Origin of the sequence: Stenotrophomonas sp. ATs4 (assembly GCF_051861585.1) — a bacterium.
Lineage (GTDB): Bacteria > Pseudomonadota > Gammaproteobacteria > Xanthomonadales > Xanthomonadaceae > Stenotrophomonas > Stenotrophomonas maltophilia_AS.
Genome location: NZ_JBLYPK010000003.1, coordinates 296,515 through 312,148 on the forward strand (window position 1 = coordinate 296,515; position 15,634 = coordinate 312,148).

A 15,634-nucleotide genomic window follows, 5' to 3' on the forward strand; every position below is an offset into this window, starting at 1 on the left:
CCTGCATGACTGATTTCATCGGATCGGTCTGGTGGATGATTGTCAGCCTTGGGCTGCTGGTCACCTTCCACGAATTCGGGCATTACTGGATCGGCCGCCTGTGCGGAGTCAAGGTGCTGCGCTTCTCGGTCGGCTTCGGCCGCCCGCTGTGGTCGCGCCGCGACAAGCACGGTACCGAGTTCGCCATTGCCGCCATCCCCCTGGGTGGCTACGTGAAGTTCCTCGACGAACGCGAGGTCGAGGTCCATCCGCACGAACGCGGCCAGGCCTTCAACCACAAGACGGTCTGGCAGCGCATCGCCATTGTCGCCGCCGGACCGATCGCCAACCTGCTGCTGTGCATCCTGCTGCTGTGGGCGATGTTCGTGATCGGCAAGCAGGACTATTCGCCGACCATCGGCCGCGTCAGCGGCATCGCCGCCACTGCCGGGCTCGGCAGCGGTGACCGCGTGCTGCGCGTGGACGACCGTCAGGTGGTCACCCTGGGCGAGGCCAGCATGGCGCTGACCGCCGCTGCGATGGACCGCCGTGACGTGAAGCTGGAAGTGCTGGACCCGGCCGACCAGGTGCGCGTGCGCACCCTCCCGCTATCGCAGCTGCCCGCCGGTTTCGATGAACGGCGGGTGCCGATCCTGGCGGGCCTGTACTGGCAGTCGTGGCTGCAGCCGGCCCTGGTCGAGTCGCTGACCCCGGATTCGGTCGTCAGCGGGCAACTGCAGCCGGGCGACCTGATCGTGGCCATCGATGGCCAGCGCATCGACGGCGCCGACCAGGTGATCGGTGAGATCCAGGCGCTGGGGCGTGCGGGTGGCCCGGGCATGATCGAGGTCCTGCGTGGCGGCGAGCGCCTGGCGCTGGAAGTCACGCCGCGCAAGGGCCAGGACGCCAAGGGCGACCCCGCCTGGCAGATCGGCGTTCAGTTTCCGACCAAGTTCAGCCCGCCGTACGACACCCTGCTGCGCTACGGCCCGTTGGACTCGGTCACCGTTGCAGTGCGTGAAACCGGCCGCCTGGCGGCCGATTCGCTGGGCATGATGGGCCGCATCGTCACCGGCAAAGCCTCGCTGCAGAACGTTTCCGGGCCGGTCACCATCGCCCGCGTGGCCAATGTCTCGGCCAAACGCGGCCTCGACTGGTTCCTGCAGTTCCTTGCCCTGCTGTCGCTCAGCCTGTGCATCATCAACCTGCTGCCGATCCCGATCTTGGACGGCGGCCACCTGCTGTATTACCTTATCGAGTTGGTCAAGGGCAGCCCGCTGAGCGAGCGTGCCATCGCCGCCGGCCAGTACATCGGCTTGGCGTTGCTGGCCGGGCTGATGGGGTTGGCGTTCTACAACGACATCCTCGGCCTGGTCCCGCGATGAACTTTTCCACGTTTTTGCCGTCTACAGCGTCGGCATCCCGTACTAATGAAATCGACCTTCCTACCGGACGTGACATGACGCGACTCCCCAATCGCCGCCTGCTGGCCCTCGCCCTCGCCGCCGTCACCGGCGCTCCCGCCCTGGCCCAGGCAGCCGAGCCCTTCACTGTCAGCGACATCCGCGTCGATGGCCTGCAGCGCATCAGCTCGGGCACGGTGTTCACCTACCTGCCGGTGGAACGTGGCGAGACGGTCACCGACAACAAGGTCGGCGAAACCATCCGCGCCCTGTACAAGACCGGCTTCTTCGAAGACGTTCAGCTGGATCGCCAGGGCAGCATCCTGGTGGTGACCGTCAAGGAACGCCCGGCGATCAACAAGCTGACCGTCACCGGCAACAAGGACATCAAGTCCGAGCAGCTGCTGAAGGGCCTGTCCGACATCGGCCTGACCGAGGGCGGCACCTTCGACCGCCTGAGCCTGGACCGCGTGACCCAGGAACTGCGCCGCCAGTACAACGACCGCGGCAAATACACCGTCGAGATCACCCCGACGGTGAGCCCGCTGGACCGCAACCGCGTGGACATCGCGATCGCCATCAAGGAAGGCAAGGCGGCCAAGATCCGTCACGTCAACCTGGTCGGCACCGAGAAGTTCGAGGGCAAGGACATCCTGGAGACCTGGGAGTCCAAGGAGCACAACTGGGCGTCGTGGTACCGCCGTGACGACCAGTACTCCAAGGAAAAGCTGTCCGGCGACCTGGAAAAGCTCAATTCCTGGTACCTGGACCGTGGCTACGTCGATTTCAGCATCGACTCGACCCAGGTGTCGATCAGCCCCGACAAGCGCGACATGTTCCTCACCGCCGGCGTGACCGAGGGTGCGCAGTACAAGATCTCCGAGATCAAGGTCAGTGGCGACACCATCCTCCCGCAGGAGGATGTCGAGCGCATGGTGATCCAGAAGTCCGGTGACACGTTCTCGCGTGCGCTGCTGGAATTCAGTTCGGACACCATCACCAATTCGCTGTCGAACATCGGCTACGCGTTCGCCAAGGTGAATCCGATTCCGACCACCAACCGCCCCGACCAGACGGTGGCGATCAACATGCAGGTCGTTCCGGGCCCGCGTGTGTCGGTGCGTCGCATCCTGTTCCGCGGCAATACCCGCACGTCCGACGAAGTGATGCGTCGCGAAATGCGCCAGTTCGAGAACAGCTGGTACTCGCAGGCCGCGATCGACCGTTCCAAGATCCGCCTGCAGCGCCTGGGCTACTTCGAGTCGGTGGACGTGGAAACCCCGGCCGTGAGCGGCAGCAACGATCAGGTCGACGTCGTCTACAACGTCAAGGAAACCACCTCGGGCAGCTTCGTGTTCGGCCTGGGTTATTCGCAGTCCTACGGCATGACCACGTCGGTGCAGCTGTCGCAGAACAACTTCCTCGGCGGCGGCAACCGCGTGTCGGTCGAAGCCTCGCGCAGCAGCTACCTGCAGCGTTACGGCTTCAGCTACACCAACCCGTACTTCACCGATGACGGCGTGTCGCTGGGCTACAACCTGTCCTGGCGCGAGCTGGACTACTCCGACTTCAACACCGCGCAGTACAACAGCACCAACGGTTCGGCGCAGGTGGTGTTCGGCGTGCCGATCACCGAGACCGACACCGTCTCGCTGATGTTCGGCATCGACAGCAACCAGATCACCACCTACCAGGGCTCCACCCCGCAGTCGATCATCGACTACATCAACGTACTGGGCAGCAAGACCTTCCATGCCTGGCGCACGGAGCTGGGCTGGGCGCGCGATTCGCGCAACGACTACTTCATGCCGACCCGTGGCACCTATCAGCGCGTTGGCCTGGAAACCACGCTGCCGGGCTCGACGATCGAGTACTACAAGCTGAACTATCAGATCAGCAAGTACTGGCCGATCATGCCCTCGTTGGTGATCAACACCCGCGCGGAAGTCGGTTACGGCGACAGCTACGGCAGTGACAAGACCGCGATGGTGCCGGACGAGAACGGCAACCTGCGCTCGGTCACCGCCAAGGGCCTGCCGTTCTACGAGAACTTCTACGCCGGCGGCACCAACTCGGTGCGCGGCTTCGAGGACAACACCCTCGGTCCGCGCGAAGTGACCCGTGGCTACCCGGAAGGCCAGCCGCTGGGCGGTTCGCTGAAGACCGTCGGTTCGGTTGAAGCCTACTTCCCGCGTCTGTTCGACAGCCCGTCGGCGCGCGTGTCGGCCTTCGTCGATTTCGGCAATGTCTACACCGGCGTGGACAACTTCAAGGCCAACGAACTGCGCGTGTCCACCGGTGTGGCCCTGCTCTGGCGCGCCCCGGTCGGTCCGATCTCGATCAGTTATGCCTTCCCGCTCAAGAAGGAAGACGGCGACAAGGTCGAGCGTCTGCAATTCACCTTCGGCGGGCAGTTCTGACGAACCGCGGGGCGGTTCGCCAGAACTGCCCCCGCATTTCACCTATCCCCCGCGCCACTCGCGCGCCCCCCTTAACAAAGGGGGGCTCTCCACCAGACGGGGCACGAAGCGCCGGGCATTGCCCGGCGTTTTCGTTTTACTTGCTCGCCGCCGCCGTTACTTCCCGCGCTCGCGTGAAATCATCTGGTGATGGCGCAGGGGGCTGACCAGGACCGTTGGCGCCATGGATGGCGCCATCGAGCCCCCAGGGATGGGTTTACGGCGTGTCCTGGGCAGCCCCCTGCGCCATCACCCCGGGACATCAGGCAGGCGCCGCTTTTGACCCCGCATGACCGCAATGGCGCCACACGTTAAACTCCCGCCGTGAATACTCCCACCTACACCGCCCAGCAACTCGCCGAGCAGTTCGGCCTGCAGGTCCATGGCGACCCCGCCACCGCCATCCATGGCGTGGCCACCCTCGCCCATGCCGGCCCTGGCCAGCTGACCTTCCTCGCCAACCCGCGCTACCGCGCCCAGCTGGCCGACAGCCACGCCTCGCTGGTGGTGCTGCGTGCCGACGACGCCGAAGCCGCCCCCGGCGCCGCACTCGTGGCCAAGGACCCGTACACCACCTTCGCCAAGATCGCCGCGCTGTTCGACATCGCGCCGACGCGCCCGCCGGGCATCCACCCCAGCGCCGTCATCGATCCCAGCGCCCAGATCGCGGCCAGCGCCCATATCGGCCCGTTCGTCTCCATCGGCGCGCGCAGCGTGGTCGGCGAGAACTGCATCATCGGCACCGGCAGCGTGATCGGCGAAGACTGCAGCCTGGACAACGGCTGTGAACTGATCGCCCGGGTCACCCTGGTCACCCGGGTCAAGCTCGGCAAGCGCGTGCGCGTGCACCCCGGTGCCGTACTCGGTGCCGATGGCTTCGGCCTGGCGATGGACGCCGGCAAGTGGATCAAGGTGCCGCAGCTCGGCGGCGTCCGCATCGGCGACGACTGCGAGATCGGCGCCAACACCTGCGTCGACCGCGGTGCGCTGGAAGACACCGTGCTGGACGAGGACGTGCGCCTGGACAACCTGGTGCAGATCGCGCACAACGTGCAGATCGGCTCGCACTCGGCCATCGCCGGCTGCACCGGCATCGCCGGCAGCGCCAAGATCGGCCGCTACTGCCTGCTCGGCGGCCACGTCGGCGTGGTCGGCCATCTTGAGATCTGCGACAAGGTCGTGATCACCGGCAAGTCCGTGGTCCGCAACTCCATCCATGAGCCGGGCGAGTACTCGTCCGGCACCCCGTTGACCGACAACCGCACGTGGCGCAAGAACGCCGCGCGCTTCAAGCAGCTGGACGCATTGGCCCGCCGCGTCCTGGCTGCTGGCAAGGAGAAAGAATGAACGACACGCTGCAGCTTCCTATCGACGTCTGCGAGATCCAGGAGCTGCTCCCGCACCGTTACCCGTTCCTGCTGGTGGACCGGGTGCTTGAGCTCGACATCGAGGCCAAGCGCATCCTGGCGCAGAAGAACGTGAGCATCAACGAGCCTTTCTTCCAGGGCCACTTCCCGGGCCGCCCGATCATGCCCGGCGTACTGATCATCGAAGCGCTGGCGCAGGCCGGTGGCGTGATGACCCAGCTCACGCTCGGCCGCGATTCGCAGTCCAAGCTGTTCTACATGGTCAAGGTGGAAAACGCCCGCTTCAACAAGCAGGTCGTGCCCGGCGATGTACTGATGCTGGATGTGCAGATGAAGCGCCTGATCCGCAACATGGGCTGGTACTACGGCGAAGCCAAGGTCAACGGTGAAGTCGTTGCCTCGGCCGAAGTCATGTGTGCCGGCGCCAAGGGCTGATCCACTGGAGGCAGGAATGACTGACAACGCACCGCGGATCCACCCGACCGCCGTCATCGATCCGGCCGCGCGCCTGGCCGATGACGTCCAGGTGGGCGCGTTCACTCTGATCGGTGCCGATGTGGAAATCGGCGCCGGCACGGTGGTCGGCCCCCATTGCAGCATCCACGGCCCGACCCGGATCGGCCGCGACAACCGCTTCGTCGGCCACGCCGCGATCGGCGGCGAACCTCAGGACAAGAAGTACGCCGGAGAGCGCACCGAACTGGTGATCGGCGACCGCAACGTGTTCCGTGAGTTCGTTACCGTGAACCGCGGCACTGGCGGTGGCGGTGGCGTTACCACCGTCGGCAACGACAACTGGATGCTGGCCTACACGCATGTCGCGCACGACTGCCATGTCGGCAACTTCTGCGTGTTCTCCAACAACACCACCCTGGCCGGCCACGTGACCGTGGGCGATTACGTGATCATCAGCGGCTTCGCCGGTGCCCACCAATTCTGCCGCATCGGCGCGCATGCCTTCCTCGGCATGGGCGCGCTGACCAATGGCGACGTTCCGCCGTTCACCATGGTCGGCACCGATTCGCTGGGTCGCCCGCGCGGCATCAACAGCGAAGGCCTGAAGCGCCGCGGCTTCGATGCCGATCGCATTTCCGCCATCAAGCGTGCCTACCGCACGCTGTACGTGGCGGGCCTGCCGCTGGCCGAAGCCAAGGTGCAGCTGACCGAACAGGCGCGCAGCAGCGACGACGTGAAGGCCATGCTGGATTTCATCGAGCATGCCGAGAGGCCGTTGCTGCGATGAGCAGCACGACCGGCCAGGCGCCGGCCGGCGCCGCCGTGATTCCGCTGGCCTCGATGGCCGGCAGCGTCCCTGCACAGCGGGTGCTCAGCGAGCGCCCACTGCGGATCGCACTGGTTGCCGGTGAAGCCTCCGGCGACCTGCTCGGTGCAGGCCTGGTACGTGAACTGAAGGCACGCTTCCCGAATGCCGAGTTCGCCGGCATCGGCGGCGATGCCATGCGCAGCGCCGGCTGCCAGACCTGGCACGATGCCAGCGAGCTGGCGGTGATGGGCCTGACCGAAGTACTGCGCCACCTGCCGCGCCTGCTGAAGCTGCGCTCGGCGTTCCGCCAGCGCGCGTTGGAATGGCAGCCGGATGTGTTCATCGGCATCGATGCGCCCGACTTCAACCTGGGCATCGAGCGCTGGCTGAAACGGCGTGGCGTACGCACCGTGCACTACGTCAGCCCCTCGGTCTGGGCCTGGCGTGAGAAACGCGCCGAGAAGATCGGCAGCAGTGCCGACCTGGTGCTGTGCCTGTTCCCGATGGAACCGCCGATCTATGCCAAGCATGGCATTGATGCGCGCTTCGTCGGCCACCCGATGGCCGACGACATCCCGCTGCAGGGCAACCGCGAGGAAGCCCGCGCCGCGCTCGGCCTGCCGACCTCGGCCAAGGTGCTTGCGGTGTTGCCGGGCAGCCGCCTGGGCGAGATCTCGCGCTTGGGTGAACCGTTCTTCGAAGCCGCCTGGCAGGTCTCCGAACGCATCCCCGGCCTGCACGTGGTGGTGCCCGCGGCCAATGCGGCATGCAAGCGCCTGATCGAAGAGCAGCTGTCGCGCTCGGCGCTGCCGGTGGCGTACTCACATGTGCTGGACGGCCAGGCCCGCAACGCGATGATCGCCGCCGACGTGGTGGTGCTGGCGTCCGGCACCGCGACCCTGGAGGCCATGCTGGTGAAGCGGCCGATGGTGGTCGGCTACCGCGTCAACGAGCTGACTTACCGGCTGGTCAAGGCATTGGGCCTGATCAAGGTCGACCGTTTCGCCCTGCCCAACATCCTGGCTGGCCAGGACCTGGCCCCGGAGCTGATGCAGCACGACTGTACGCCGGACAAGCTGGCCGCGGCCGTCCAGCAGTGGTTCGACCATCCGCAGCGGATAACCGATCTGCAGGGCACGTACGCCCGCCTGCATGAGCGCCTGCGCCGCAATGCCTCGGCACGGGCCGCCGACGCCGTCGGCGAACTGCTGATGCGCGACCAGGACCCGGCATGAGCCGCCGCCACGCCGCGGCAGCGAGTCTGGCCCTGTTCGAAGGCGGCGCGGTGATCGAGCCGGAGCGCCTGGTCGCCGGCGTCGACGAAGCCGGCCGGGGTCCGCTGGCCGGGCCGGTGGCGGTGGCCGCCGTGGTGTTCGATCCATCCCGGCCGCGCATCAATGGCCTGGACGATTCCAAGCAGCTCACTGCTGCACGCCGCGAGCAGCTGCACGACCGCATCATCGAACGGGCCCTGGCCTGGCACGTGACGCTGGTGGACGTGGACACCATCGACCGCCTGAACATCTACCAGGCCACTCTGCAGGGCATGCGCGATGTGGTCGCGGCCGTGGCCCATGTCGCGGGCTTCGCGCGCATTGATGGCAACGTGGTGCCGAAGGGCCTGGTACTGCCGGCGCAGGCGCTGATCGGTGGCGATGGCATCGACCGCGCGATCATGGCGGCCTCGATCCTGGCCAAGGTCAGCCGCGACCGCTACATGCAGGCGCTGCACGCACGTCATCCGCAGTACGGGTTCGAGCAGCACAAGGGCTACGGCACCCCGGCCCATCTGGCCGCGCTGCGCGAGCATGGCCCCTGCGACGAACATCGCCGCAGCTTCGCCCCGGTGCGCGACTGCCTGGAAACAGCGCCAGCCCCCGCGATCGCAGCCATCGCCTGAACAACGGCCGCCGGGCACGGCCCGGCGCTACCACGACAATCTGAACGCCTCCGCCGATATCCGCACACAGGGCAATGTGAACGCACCCGGTAGCGCCAGGCCATGCCCGGCGGCATTCGCGCAATCGACGCACCGTCAAGCCTTGTCGCCACCCCCTGCCCTCGCTACCCTGACCGGGCACTCCAGCGCTTCCCGACCCCGGCGACGATCCCCCCGTCAGCACCCGGGGCCCGCGCGCTCCAACCTGGTCCGGCATGTCCAACTCCCGCTTCGTACATCTCCACGTCCACACCGAGTTCTCGCTGGCGGACTCCACCATCCGTGTGCCGGCCAAGCCGGATCAGGCCGACCCGAAGAAGGCCAAGCAGGCCAACCTGCTGTCGCGCTCGGTCGAGCTCGGCCTGCCCGCGCTGGCGGTGACCGATCTCAACAACCTGTTCGCCCTGGTCAAGTTCTACAAGGCTGCCGAAGGCGTGGGCATCAAGCCGATTGCCGGCGCCGACGTGCTGATCGCCGAGGAAGGCCAGGACCCGTGGCGGATGACCCTGCTGTGCCGCGACCGCGAGGGCTACCTGAGCCTGTCGCGGCTGCTGACCCGTGCCTGGATGGAAGGGCATCGCCCCGAGGGCGGCGTGGCGGTACATCCGGACTGGCTGAAGGCCGGCAACGCCAACCTGTTCGCGCTGGCCGGCCGGCAGAGCCTGGCCGGACGCCTGGCACTGGATGGCAAGCATGAACTGGCCGAGCAGCAGCTGGCCGACTGGCAGCGCGTGTTCGGCGACGGCCTGCACCTGGAACTGACCCGCACCGGCCGCGAGGGCGAAGAAACCTTCAACCAGTTCGCGCTGATGGCGGCTGGCCAGCGCGGCCTGCCGGTCGTGGCCAGCAACGACGTCCGCTTCCTGGCGCCGACAGATTTCAGTGCGCACGAAGCGCGCGTATGCATTTCCACCGGCCGCGTGCTGGATGACCCCAAGCGCCCGCGCGAGTACAGCGACCAGCAGTACCTGAAGTCGGCCGAGGAGATGTGCGCGCTGTTCGCCGACATCCCCGATGCGATCGACAACACGCTGGCCCTGGCCGAGCGCTGCAACATCGAGATGCGGCTGGGCACCTACTTCCTGCCCAACTACCCGGTGCCGGACGACGAGACCCTGGACACCTGGATCCAGAAGATGTCGCGCGATGGCCTGGAAGAGCGGCTGGAGAAGAATCCGCTGGCGCCGGGCAAGACCCGCGAAGAGTACTTCGAACGCCTGGAGTTCGAGCTCGACACCATCATCAAGATGGGCTTCCCCGGCTACTTCCTGATCGTGGCCGACTTCATCCAGTGGGGCAAGAACCAGGGCATTCCGATCGGCCCGGGCCGTGGTTCGGGTGCCGGTTCGCTGGTGGCGTGGGCGCTGAAGATCACCGATCTGGACCCGCTGCCGTACAACCTGCTGTTCGAGCGATTCCTGAATCCGGAACGTGTGTCGATGCCCGACTTCGACATCGACTTCTGCATGGATCGCCGCGACGAGGTGATCGACTACGTCGCGCGCAAGTACGGGCGCGAGCGCGTCAGCCAGATCATCACCTACGGCACCATGGCCGCCAAGGCAGTGGTGCGTGACTCCGGCCGCGTGCTGGGTTTCCCGTACGGCCTGGTCGACGGCGTTTCCAAGCTGATTCCGAACATCCTCGGCATCCACCTGAAGGATGCACTGGGCAAGGGCAAGGAAGGCCCCAGCTCGGAAATGGCTTCGGCCGAACTGATCCAGCGCTACGAGACCGAGGACGATGTCCGCGACCTGATCGACCTGGCGCTGCAGCTGGAAGACCTGACCCGCAATGCCGGCAAGCACGCCGGTGGCGTGGTGATCGGGCCCGAGCCGTTGAGCGAGTTCTGCCCGCTGTACGCCGAACACGACGAGAACGGCCTCGGCAAGAACCCAGTCACGCAGTTCGACAAGAACGACGTGGAAGAAGTGGGCCTGGTGAAGTTCGACTTCCTGGGCCTGCGCACGCTGACCATCATCGATTGGGCGGTGAAGGCGATCAACAAGCGCCACGAGCGCGCCGGCATTCCGCCGGTGGACATCGCCGCGATCCCGCTCGACGACACGCCCACCTACAAGGACATCTTCGCCAACGGCAATACCGGCGCGGTGTTCCAGTTCGAATCCTCGGGCATGCGCCGCCTGCTGAAGGACGCGCGCCCCGACCGTTTCGAAGACCTGATCGCGCTGGTGTCGCTGTACCGCCCCGGCCCGATGGACCTGATTCCTTCGTTCAACGCGCGTAAGCACGGCCAGGAAGAAATCATCTATCCCGATCCGCGCACCGAAGCGATCCTGAAGGACACCTACGGCATCATGGTGTACCAGGAGCAGGTGATGCAGATGGCGCAGATCGTCGGCGGCTACTCGCTGGGCGGCGCCGATCTGCTGCGCCGCGCGATGGGCAAGAAGGTGCCGGCGGAAATGGCCAAGCACCGCGAGATCTTCCGCGAAGGCGCGGCCAAGGACGGTGTGGACGAAGCCAAGGCCGATGCGATCTTCGACCTGATGGAGAAGTTCGCCGGCTACGGTTTCAACAAGTCGCACGCCGCCGCCTATGCGCTGGTCAGCTACCAGACCGCGTGGTTGAAGCGGCACTACCCGGCCGAGTTCATGGCGGCCACGCTGTCCTCGGATATGGACAACACCGACAAGGTGGTCGGCTTCCTCGACGAAGTGCGCAACCTCGGCCTGACCGTGCTGCCACCGAAGGTGAACCAGTCCGCCTTCATGTTCGAAGCGGCAACGCCGGACACCATCCAGTATGGTCTCGGCGCGATCAAGGGTGTCGGCCAGGGTGCCTGCGAAGCGGTGGTGGACGAACGCCTGAAGGGCGGCGAATACAAGGACCTGCTCGACTTCTGCACCCGCATCGGTTCGGCCAGGCTCAACCGCCGTACGCTGGAGGCAATGATCAACTGCGGCGCATTGGACGAGCTCGGCCACAACCGTGCCTCGCTGATGCTGCAGCTGCCGGAGGTGATCAAGGCCACCGAGCAGATGGCGCGCGAGCGTGCGTCCGGGCAGAACTCGCTGTTCGGCGGCCCTGACCCGAGCGCGACGACCATCCAGCTGGACCTGCCCGAAACCGAGGAATGGCCGCTGCTGCAGCGTCTGAACGGCGAGCGCGACACGCTGGGCTTCTACCTCAGCGGCCATCCGTTCGACCCATGGCGCGACGACGTGCGCGACCTGGTCGGCACCGACCTGGGTTCGGTGGAAAAGATCTGGAGCGCCAACAGCGGCGGCGGTGGCGGCGGCGAGAAGCGCTGGCGCCCGGAAGTTCAAACGGTGCTCGCCGGCCAGGTGGTTGGCGTGCGCCGCAAGGGTGAAAGCCAGATCTTCATCCAGCTCGAGGACGGCCGCGGTCGCGTCGAGTGCAGCGCGTTCTCCGATGCGATGGCCGAATTCGGCCACCTGATGACCAAGGACCGCATCCTGGTGGTCAAGGGCGGCCTGCGCGAAGACGAGTTCAATGGCGGTTTCGCACTGCGCATCCGCCAGTGCTGGGACTTCGACGAAGTCTGTGCCAACTACGCCACGCGCCTGTCGCTGCGCCTGGACCTGCGCCAGCAGCGCCCGGTCTGGGAGCGCATCGATGCCCTGCTCGACCGCCATCGCCCCGGCCGCACGCCGCTGCGCCTGGACCTGCTGCTGAAGGGACCGGACGGCGGTGTCGCCGGCATGCTCGATGTCTCCGGCCAGAGCGCGGTGCGCGTCGATTCCAAGCTGATGGAGGCGCTGCGCGCCGACCCGGCCGTGCGCACGCTGAAGGTGCGCTACAGCCCGCCGTGGGCCAGCTGAGGCTGGCTCCCTGGTTTTCCCGAACCCCCTGTTTACCCGTTCCACGTATCAAGGACGATTGCCGATGAAGACGCTGCTGTTCCCGTTCACTGCCGCACTGGCCCTGGCCGCCTGCTCGCCCTCGAAGGTCGAGTTCCAGATCGACAACCCGACCGACACGCCGCTGGCGCTGAGCATCGACGGCCAGGACCTGCCGGTGGCTGCGCAGGGCTCGCGCCCGATCTCACTGGCCATCGGCGAACATCGCCTGCACACCGACAAGCTCGGCGACGTGCGCTTCATCGTCTATGTCGACGGCCGTGGCGGCCTGATCAACCCGACCCTGAGCGAGTACGTGATCGCCCGCGAGATATACGTCACCGACGAGAGCAAGCTGAAGAATTTCGGCACCGGCAACAACGGTATCGAGCTGGGCGGCGTCGACCTCCAGGGCCCGTTCGAGAAGAGCCACGAACTGTTCATCGACAAGGCCTGGACCTACGGCGTGCGCGAACCGTTCCCGAAGGAAAAGGTGGTAGCCCACGTTGATTCCAGCGGCGGCCAGATCGTGGCGAAGGTGTTCACCGCACCGGACTTCATCGCCTACGTGGAAGAAGGCATGGGCGAGCCCGGTGCATTCAAGCGCGAGCAGCCAGCCGGCTACGTGGCCCCGGTGTTCAGCCTGGAACCGGCGCCGTCCAGCCTGCCGGCACTGGTCCCCGCCTTCGAGGCCCACGCGGCGCCCCTGCGCGAGGTCTATGCACGCTGGCTCAAGGCCACCACCGCCGATGAACAGAAGGCCCTGCGCAAGCAGGACTTCGACGCACAGATGGCCTTCACCTCGGCCACCGCTACCTTGGGCGCCAACCAGGGCCGGGAAGCCAACGAGGCCTACAACGACTTCGTCTCCCAGCGCAGCCAGCTGATGGGCCGTAGTGCGCTGGTGGTGCCCTGAGCTGACTGGCGCCCCCTGCCCGGCTGCGCTACCGTCGCCTTCCAGACGAAGGCGTACGGGTGGTTTGTACGCATTCGGCTAGAATTCCCCTCTTCTTTACACGACGGCTTCCGATGAATCCGAACTACCTCGACTTCGAGCAACCCATCGCCGACCTGGAAGCCAAGATCCAGGAACTGCGCAACGCCAGTGCCGGGCCGGCGGTCAATGTCGAGGCGGAAGTGAGCGCGCTGCAGGACAAGCTGCGCCTGCGCACCGCGCAGATCTTCCGCAACCTGACCTCGTGGCAGGTACTGCAGCTTGCACGTCATCCGTCGCGCCCGTACACCGCCGACTACCTCCGCGTCATGTTCGATGAGTTCCAGGAGCTGGCCGGCGACCGTGCCTTCGCCGACGACAAAGCCATCATGGGTGGCCTGGCCCGCATCAACGGCCGTGCGGTGATGGTGATCGGCCACCAGAAGGGCCGCGACACCAAGGAAAAGATCAAGCGCAACTTCGGCATGCCCAAGCCGGAGGGTTACCGCAAGGCGCTGCGCCTGATGAAGATGGCCGAGCGCTTCGGCCTGCCGGTGCTGACCCTGATCGATACCGCAGGCGCTTGGCCGGGCATCGACGCCGAGTCGCGTGGCCAGTCCGAAGCGATTGCCCGCAACCTGATCGAGATGGCCGAACTGAAGGTGCCGATCATCTGCACCGTGATTGGCGAAGGCGGCTCCGGCGGCGCGCTGGCACTCGGCGTGGGCGACCGCACCGTGATGCTGGAATACGCGGTGTATTCGACCATCACCCCGGAAGGCTGCGCCTCGATCCTGTGGAAGGACGCCGGCAAGGCCAAGGACGCGGCCGAACAGCTGGGCCTGACCGCCCCGCGCCTGAAGGGACTGGGCCTGGTCGACAAGGTCGTGCGCGAGCCGACCGGCGGCGCCCACCGCAACCCGACGCAGATGGCCAAGCGCCTGAAGGCCGTGCTGCTGAACGAGCTGGATGCGCTGGAAAAGCTGTCCACCGAGCAGCTGCTGGACCAGCGCTACAAGCGCCTGCGCAGCTACGGCACGTACGAAGCGGCCTAAGCCGGTAGTGCCGGCCGCTGGCCGGCAACACGCAGGTGGTTGCAGAAATGAAAGAACCGGGCAGATGCCCGGCTCTTCTTGTTTGTACCTCGCACAGCATCCACGCATGGCGTGGATCTACTGGGTGCAGATGACCCCGCCTCAGAACGGCTTGGCCAGCACCAGCCACACGATCGGAATGAAGGCCAGCAGCGGGATCTCGTTGATCCAGCGCAGCGCGCGCGACGACGGCAGCGGCCGGCCCTTGGCCACGCCCTTCAGCAGCCGCCCGATCCAGCTGAAGTACACCAGCAGCAGCACCACCAGGCCCAGCTTGGCATGCAGCCAGCCGGCGCCACCGGGCGCGACCATGGTCGGGAAATCGGGGATGACCTTGTAGCCCAGCCACAGCACCAGGCCCAGCAGGAACGCCAGACCGAACATCGAGTGACCGAAACGGTACAGGCGCATGCCCATCAGCTGCAGGCGCTCGGTCACGGCCGTCTGCCCCGCCGTCTCGGCCAGGTTCACCAGGATGCGCGGCAGGTAGAACACCGTGGCCATCCACGCCACCACGAACACGATGTGGAAGGTCTTGACCCAGTAGTAGCTCTGCATGCGCTCGCTCCGGCGGCTGGCGGGGATGGGGGCCTATTGTCGCAGTAGAGCCACCCCATGGGTGGCTGCCGCGTCCAATCGCCGCAGCACAGTAGAGCCATCCCATGGATGGCTGCCCACCGCACCATCGCAGCCACGCATGGCGTGGCTCTACTATTACGCTCCGCTTTCATCACCGTGCCCTGCCCCATGGACAAGACCTACGACGCCGCCTACTTCCAACGCTGGTATCGCCGTGCCGACATCGGCGGCAGCGCCCGCCTGGCGCGCAAGGTCGCCTTGGCCGTGGCCAGCGCCGAGTACTACCTGGAGCGGCCGATCCGCAGCGTGCTGGACATCGGCTGTGGCGAAGGCGCCTGGCGCGCGCCGCTGCTGAAGTTGCGTCCGAAGGTCGAATACCTCGGTTTCGACAGCAGCGAGTACGCTGTGCGCCGCTATGGCCGGACCCGCAACCTGCACCTGGCCAGCTTCGGCGATTTCGCCTGGCTGCGGCCCTGTGCCCCGGTCGACCTGCTGGTCTGCTCTGACGTGATGCACTACGTGCCCAATCGCGAACTGCGCGCTGGCCTGGCCGGCGTCGGCGAGCTGACCGGCGGCGTGGCCTTCCTGGAAACCTTCGCCGCCGAAGATGCGTTCGAGGGCGACCACGACGGCTTCCAGGCCCGCCCGGCGCGCTGGTACGGCCGCACGCTGGCCCAGCACGGCCTGCAGCCGGTTGGGTCGCACTGCTGGCTCGGCCCCGCCCTGGCAGGCGATGCGGCCGCGCTGGAACGGATGTGAATCCGGATTCACTATTTTCAGTCAACTTAACCT

12 protein-coding genes are annotated in these 15,634 nt (G+C 66.3%); 11 read left to right on the forward strand and 1 reads right to left on the reverse strand.

Going from position 1 to position 15,634, the window contains the following annotated elements; genetic code table 11:
- Positions 1-5 precede the first annotated feature (5 nt).
- The 10 genes from rseP (at position 6) to ABR323_RS07500 (ending at position 14,224) form a co-directional block, all read left to right on the forward strand.
- On the forward strand, positions 6-1,364 hold the full coding sequence (gene rseP / locus ABR323_RS07455) for an RIP metalloprotease RseP (RefSeq protein WP_135272872.1): 1,359 nt from the start codon (positions 6-8) through the stop codon (positions 1,362-1,364).
- A gap of 74 nt (positions 1,365-1,438) precedes the next feature.
- Complete coding sequence (gene bamA, locus ABR323_RS07460) at positions 1,439-3,802, forward strand: outer membrane protein assembly factor BamA (RefSeq protein ID WP_439448828.1); 2,364 nt, start codon at positions 1,439-1,441, stop codon at positions 3,800-3,802.
- Between the two features lie 363 nt (positions 3,803-4,165).
- A complete protein-coding gene (gene lpxD / locus ABR323_RS07465; protein ID WP_439448829.1) occupies positions 4,166-5,188 on the forward strand; it encodes a UDP-3-O-(3-hydroxymyristoyl)glucosamine N-acyltransferase in 1,023 nt (340 codons plus the stop codon).
- A complete protein-coding gene (gene fabZ, locus ABR323_RS07470; RefSeq protein ID WP_135272867.1) occupies positions 5,185-5,643 on the forward strand; it encodes a 3-hydroxyacyl-ACP dehydratase FabZ in 459 nt (152 codons plus the stop codon). Before lpxD ends, fabZ begins: the two co-directional genes overlap by 4 nt.
- A 16-nt stretch (positions 5,644-5,659) precedes the next feature.
- Positions 5,660-6,451, forward strand: a complete 792-nt coding sequence (gene lpxA / locus ABR323_RS07475; protein WP_439448830.1) for an acyl-ACP--UDP-N-acetylglucosamine O-acyltransferase — start codon at positions 5,660-5,662, stop codon at positions 6,449-6,451.
- The gene (gene lpxB, locus ABR323_RS07480; protein ID WP_439448831.1) at positions 6,448-7,707 is read left to right on the forward strand and encodes a lipid-A-disaccharide synthase; all 1,260 of its coding nucleotides are present in this window, start codon (positions 6,448-6,450) and stop codon (positions 7,705-7,707) included. Before lpxA ends, lpxB begins: the two co-directional genes overlap by 4 nt.
- On the forward strand, positions 7,704-8,372 hold the full coding sequence (locus ABR323_RS07485) for a ribonuclease HII (protein WP_439448832.1): 669 nt from the start codon (positions 7,704-7,706) through the stop codon (positions 8,370-8,372). Before lpxB ends, ABR323_RS07485 begins: the two co-directional genes overlap by 4 nt.
- 254 nt (positions 8,373-8,626) lie before the next feature.
- The gene (gene dnaE / locus ABR323_RS07490) at positions 8,627-12,217 is read left to right on the forward strand and encodes a DNA polymerase III subunit alpha (protein ID WP_439448833.1); all 3,591 of its coding nucleotides are present in this window, start codon (positions 8,627-8,629) and stop codon (positions 12,215-12,217) included.
- Positions 12,218-12,281: 64 nt separating this feature from the next.
- Positions 12,282-13,151 carry a hypothetical protein gene (locus tag ABR323_RS07495; protein ID WP_439448834.1) on the forward strand — a complete coding sequence of 290 codons (870 nt, stop codon included), beginning with the start codon at positions 12,282-12,284 and terminating at the stop codon, positions 13,149-13,151.
- A 113-nt stretch (positions 13,152-13,264) separates the two neighbouring features.
- A complete protein-coding gene (locus ABR323_RS07500; protein ID WP_439448835.1) occupies positions 13,265-14,224 on the forward strand; it encodes an acetyl-CoA carboxylase carboxyltransferase subunit alpha in 960 nt (319 codons plus the stop codon).
- A gap of 141 nt (positions 14,225-14,365) precedes the next feature.
- Here the strand turns inward: ABR323_RS07500 and ABR323_RS07505 are convergent, their stop codons facing one another.
- Positions 14,366-14,821 (reverse strand): CopD family protein, encoded by a 456-nt coding sequence (locus ABR323_RS07505; protein ID WP_439448836.1) that lies wholly within the window; start codon positions 14,819-14,821, stop codon positions 14,366-14,368.
- A 189-nt stretch (positions 14,822-15,010) separates the two neighbouring features.
- Here ABR323_RS07505 and ABR323_RS07510 point away from each other — a divergent pair, with 189 nt between their 5' ends.
- Positions 15,011-15,601, forward strand: a complete 591-nt coding sequence (locus ABR323_RS07510) for a class I SAM-dependent DNA methyltransferase (protein ID WP_439448837.1) — start codon at positions 15,011-15,013, stop codon at positions 15,599-15,601.
- The last annotated feature ends 33 nt before the right edge of the window (positions 15,602-15,634 follow it).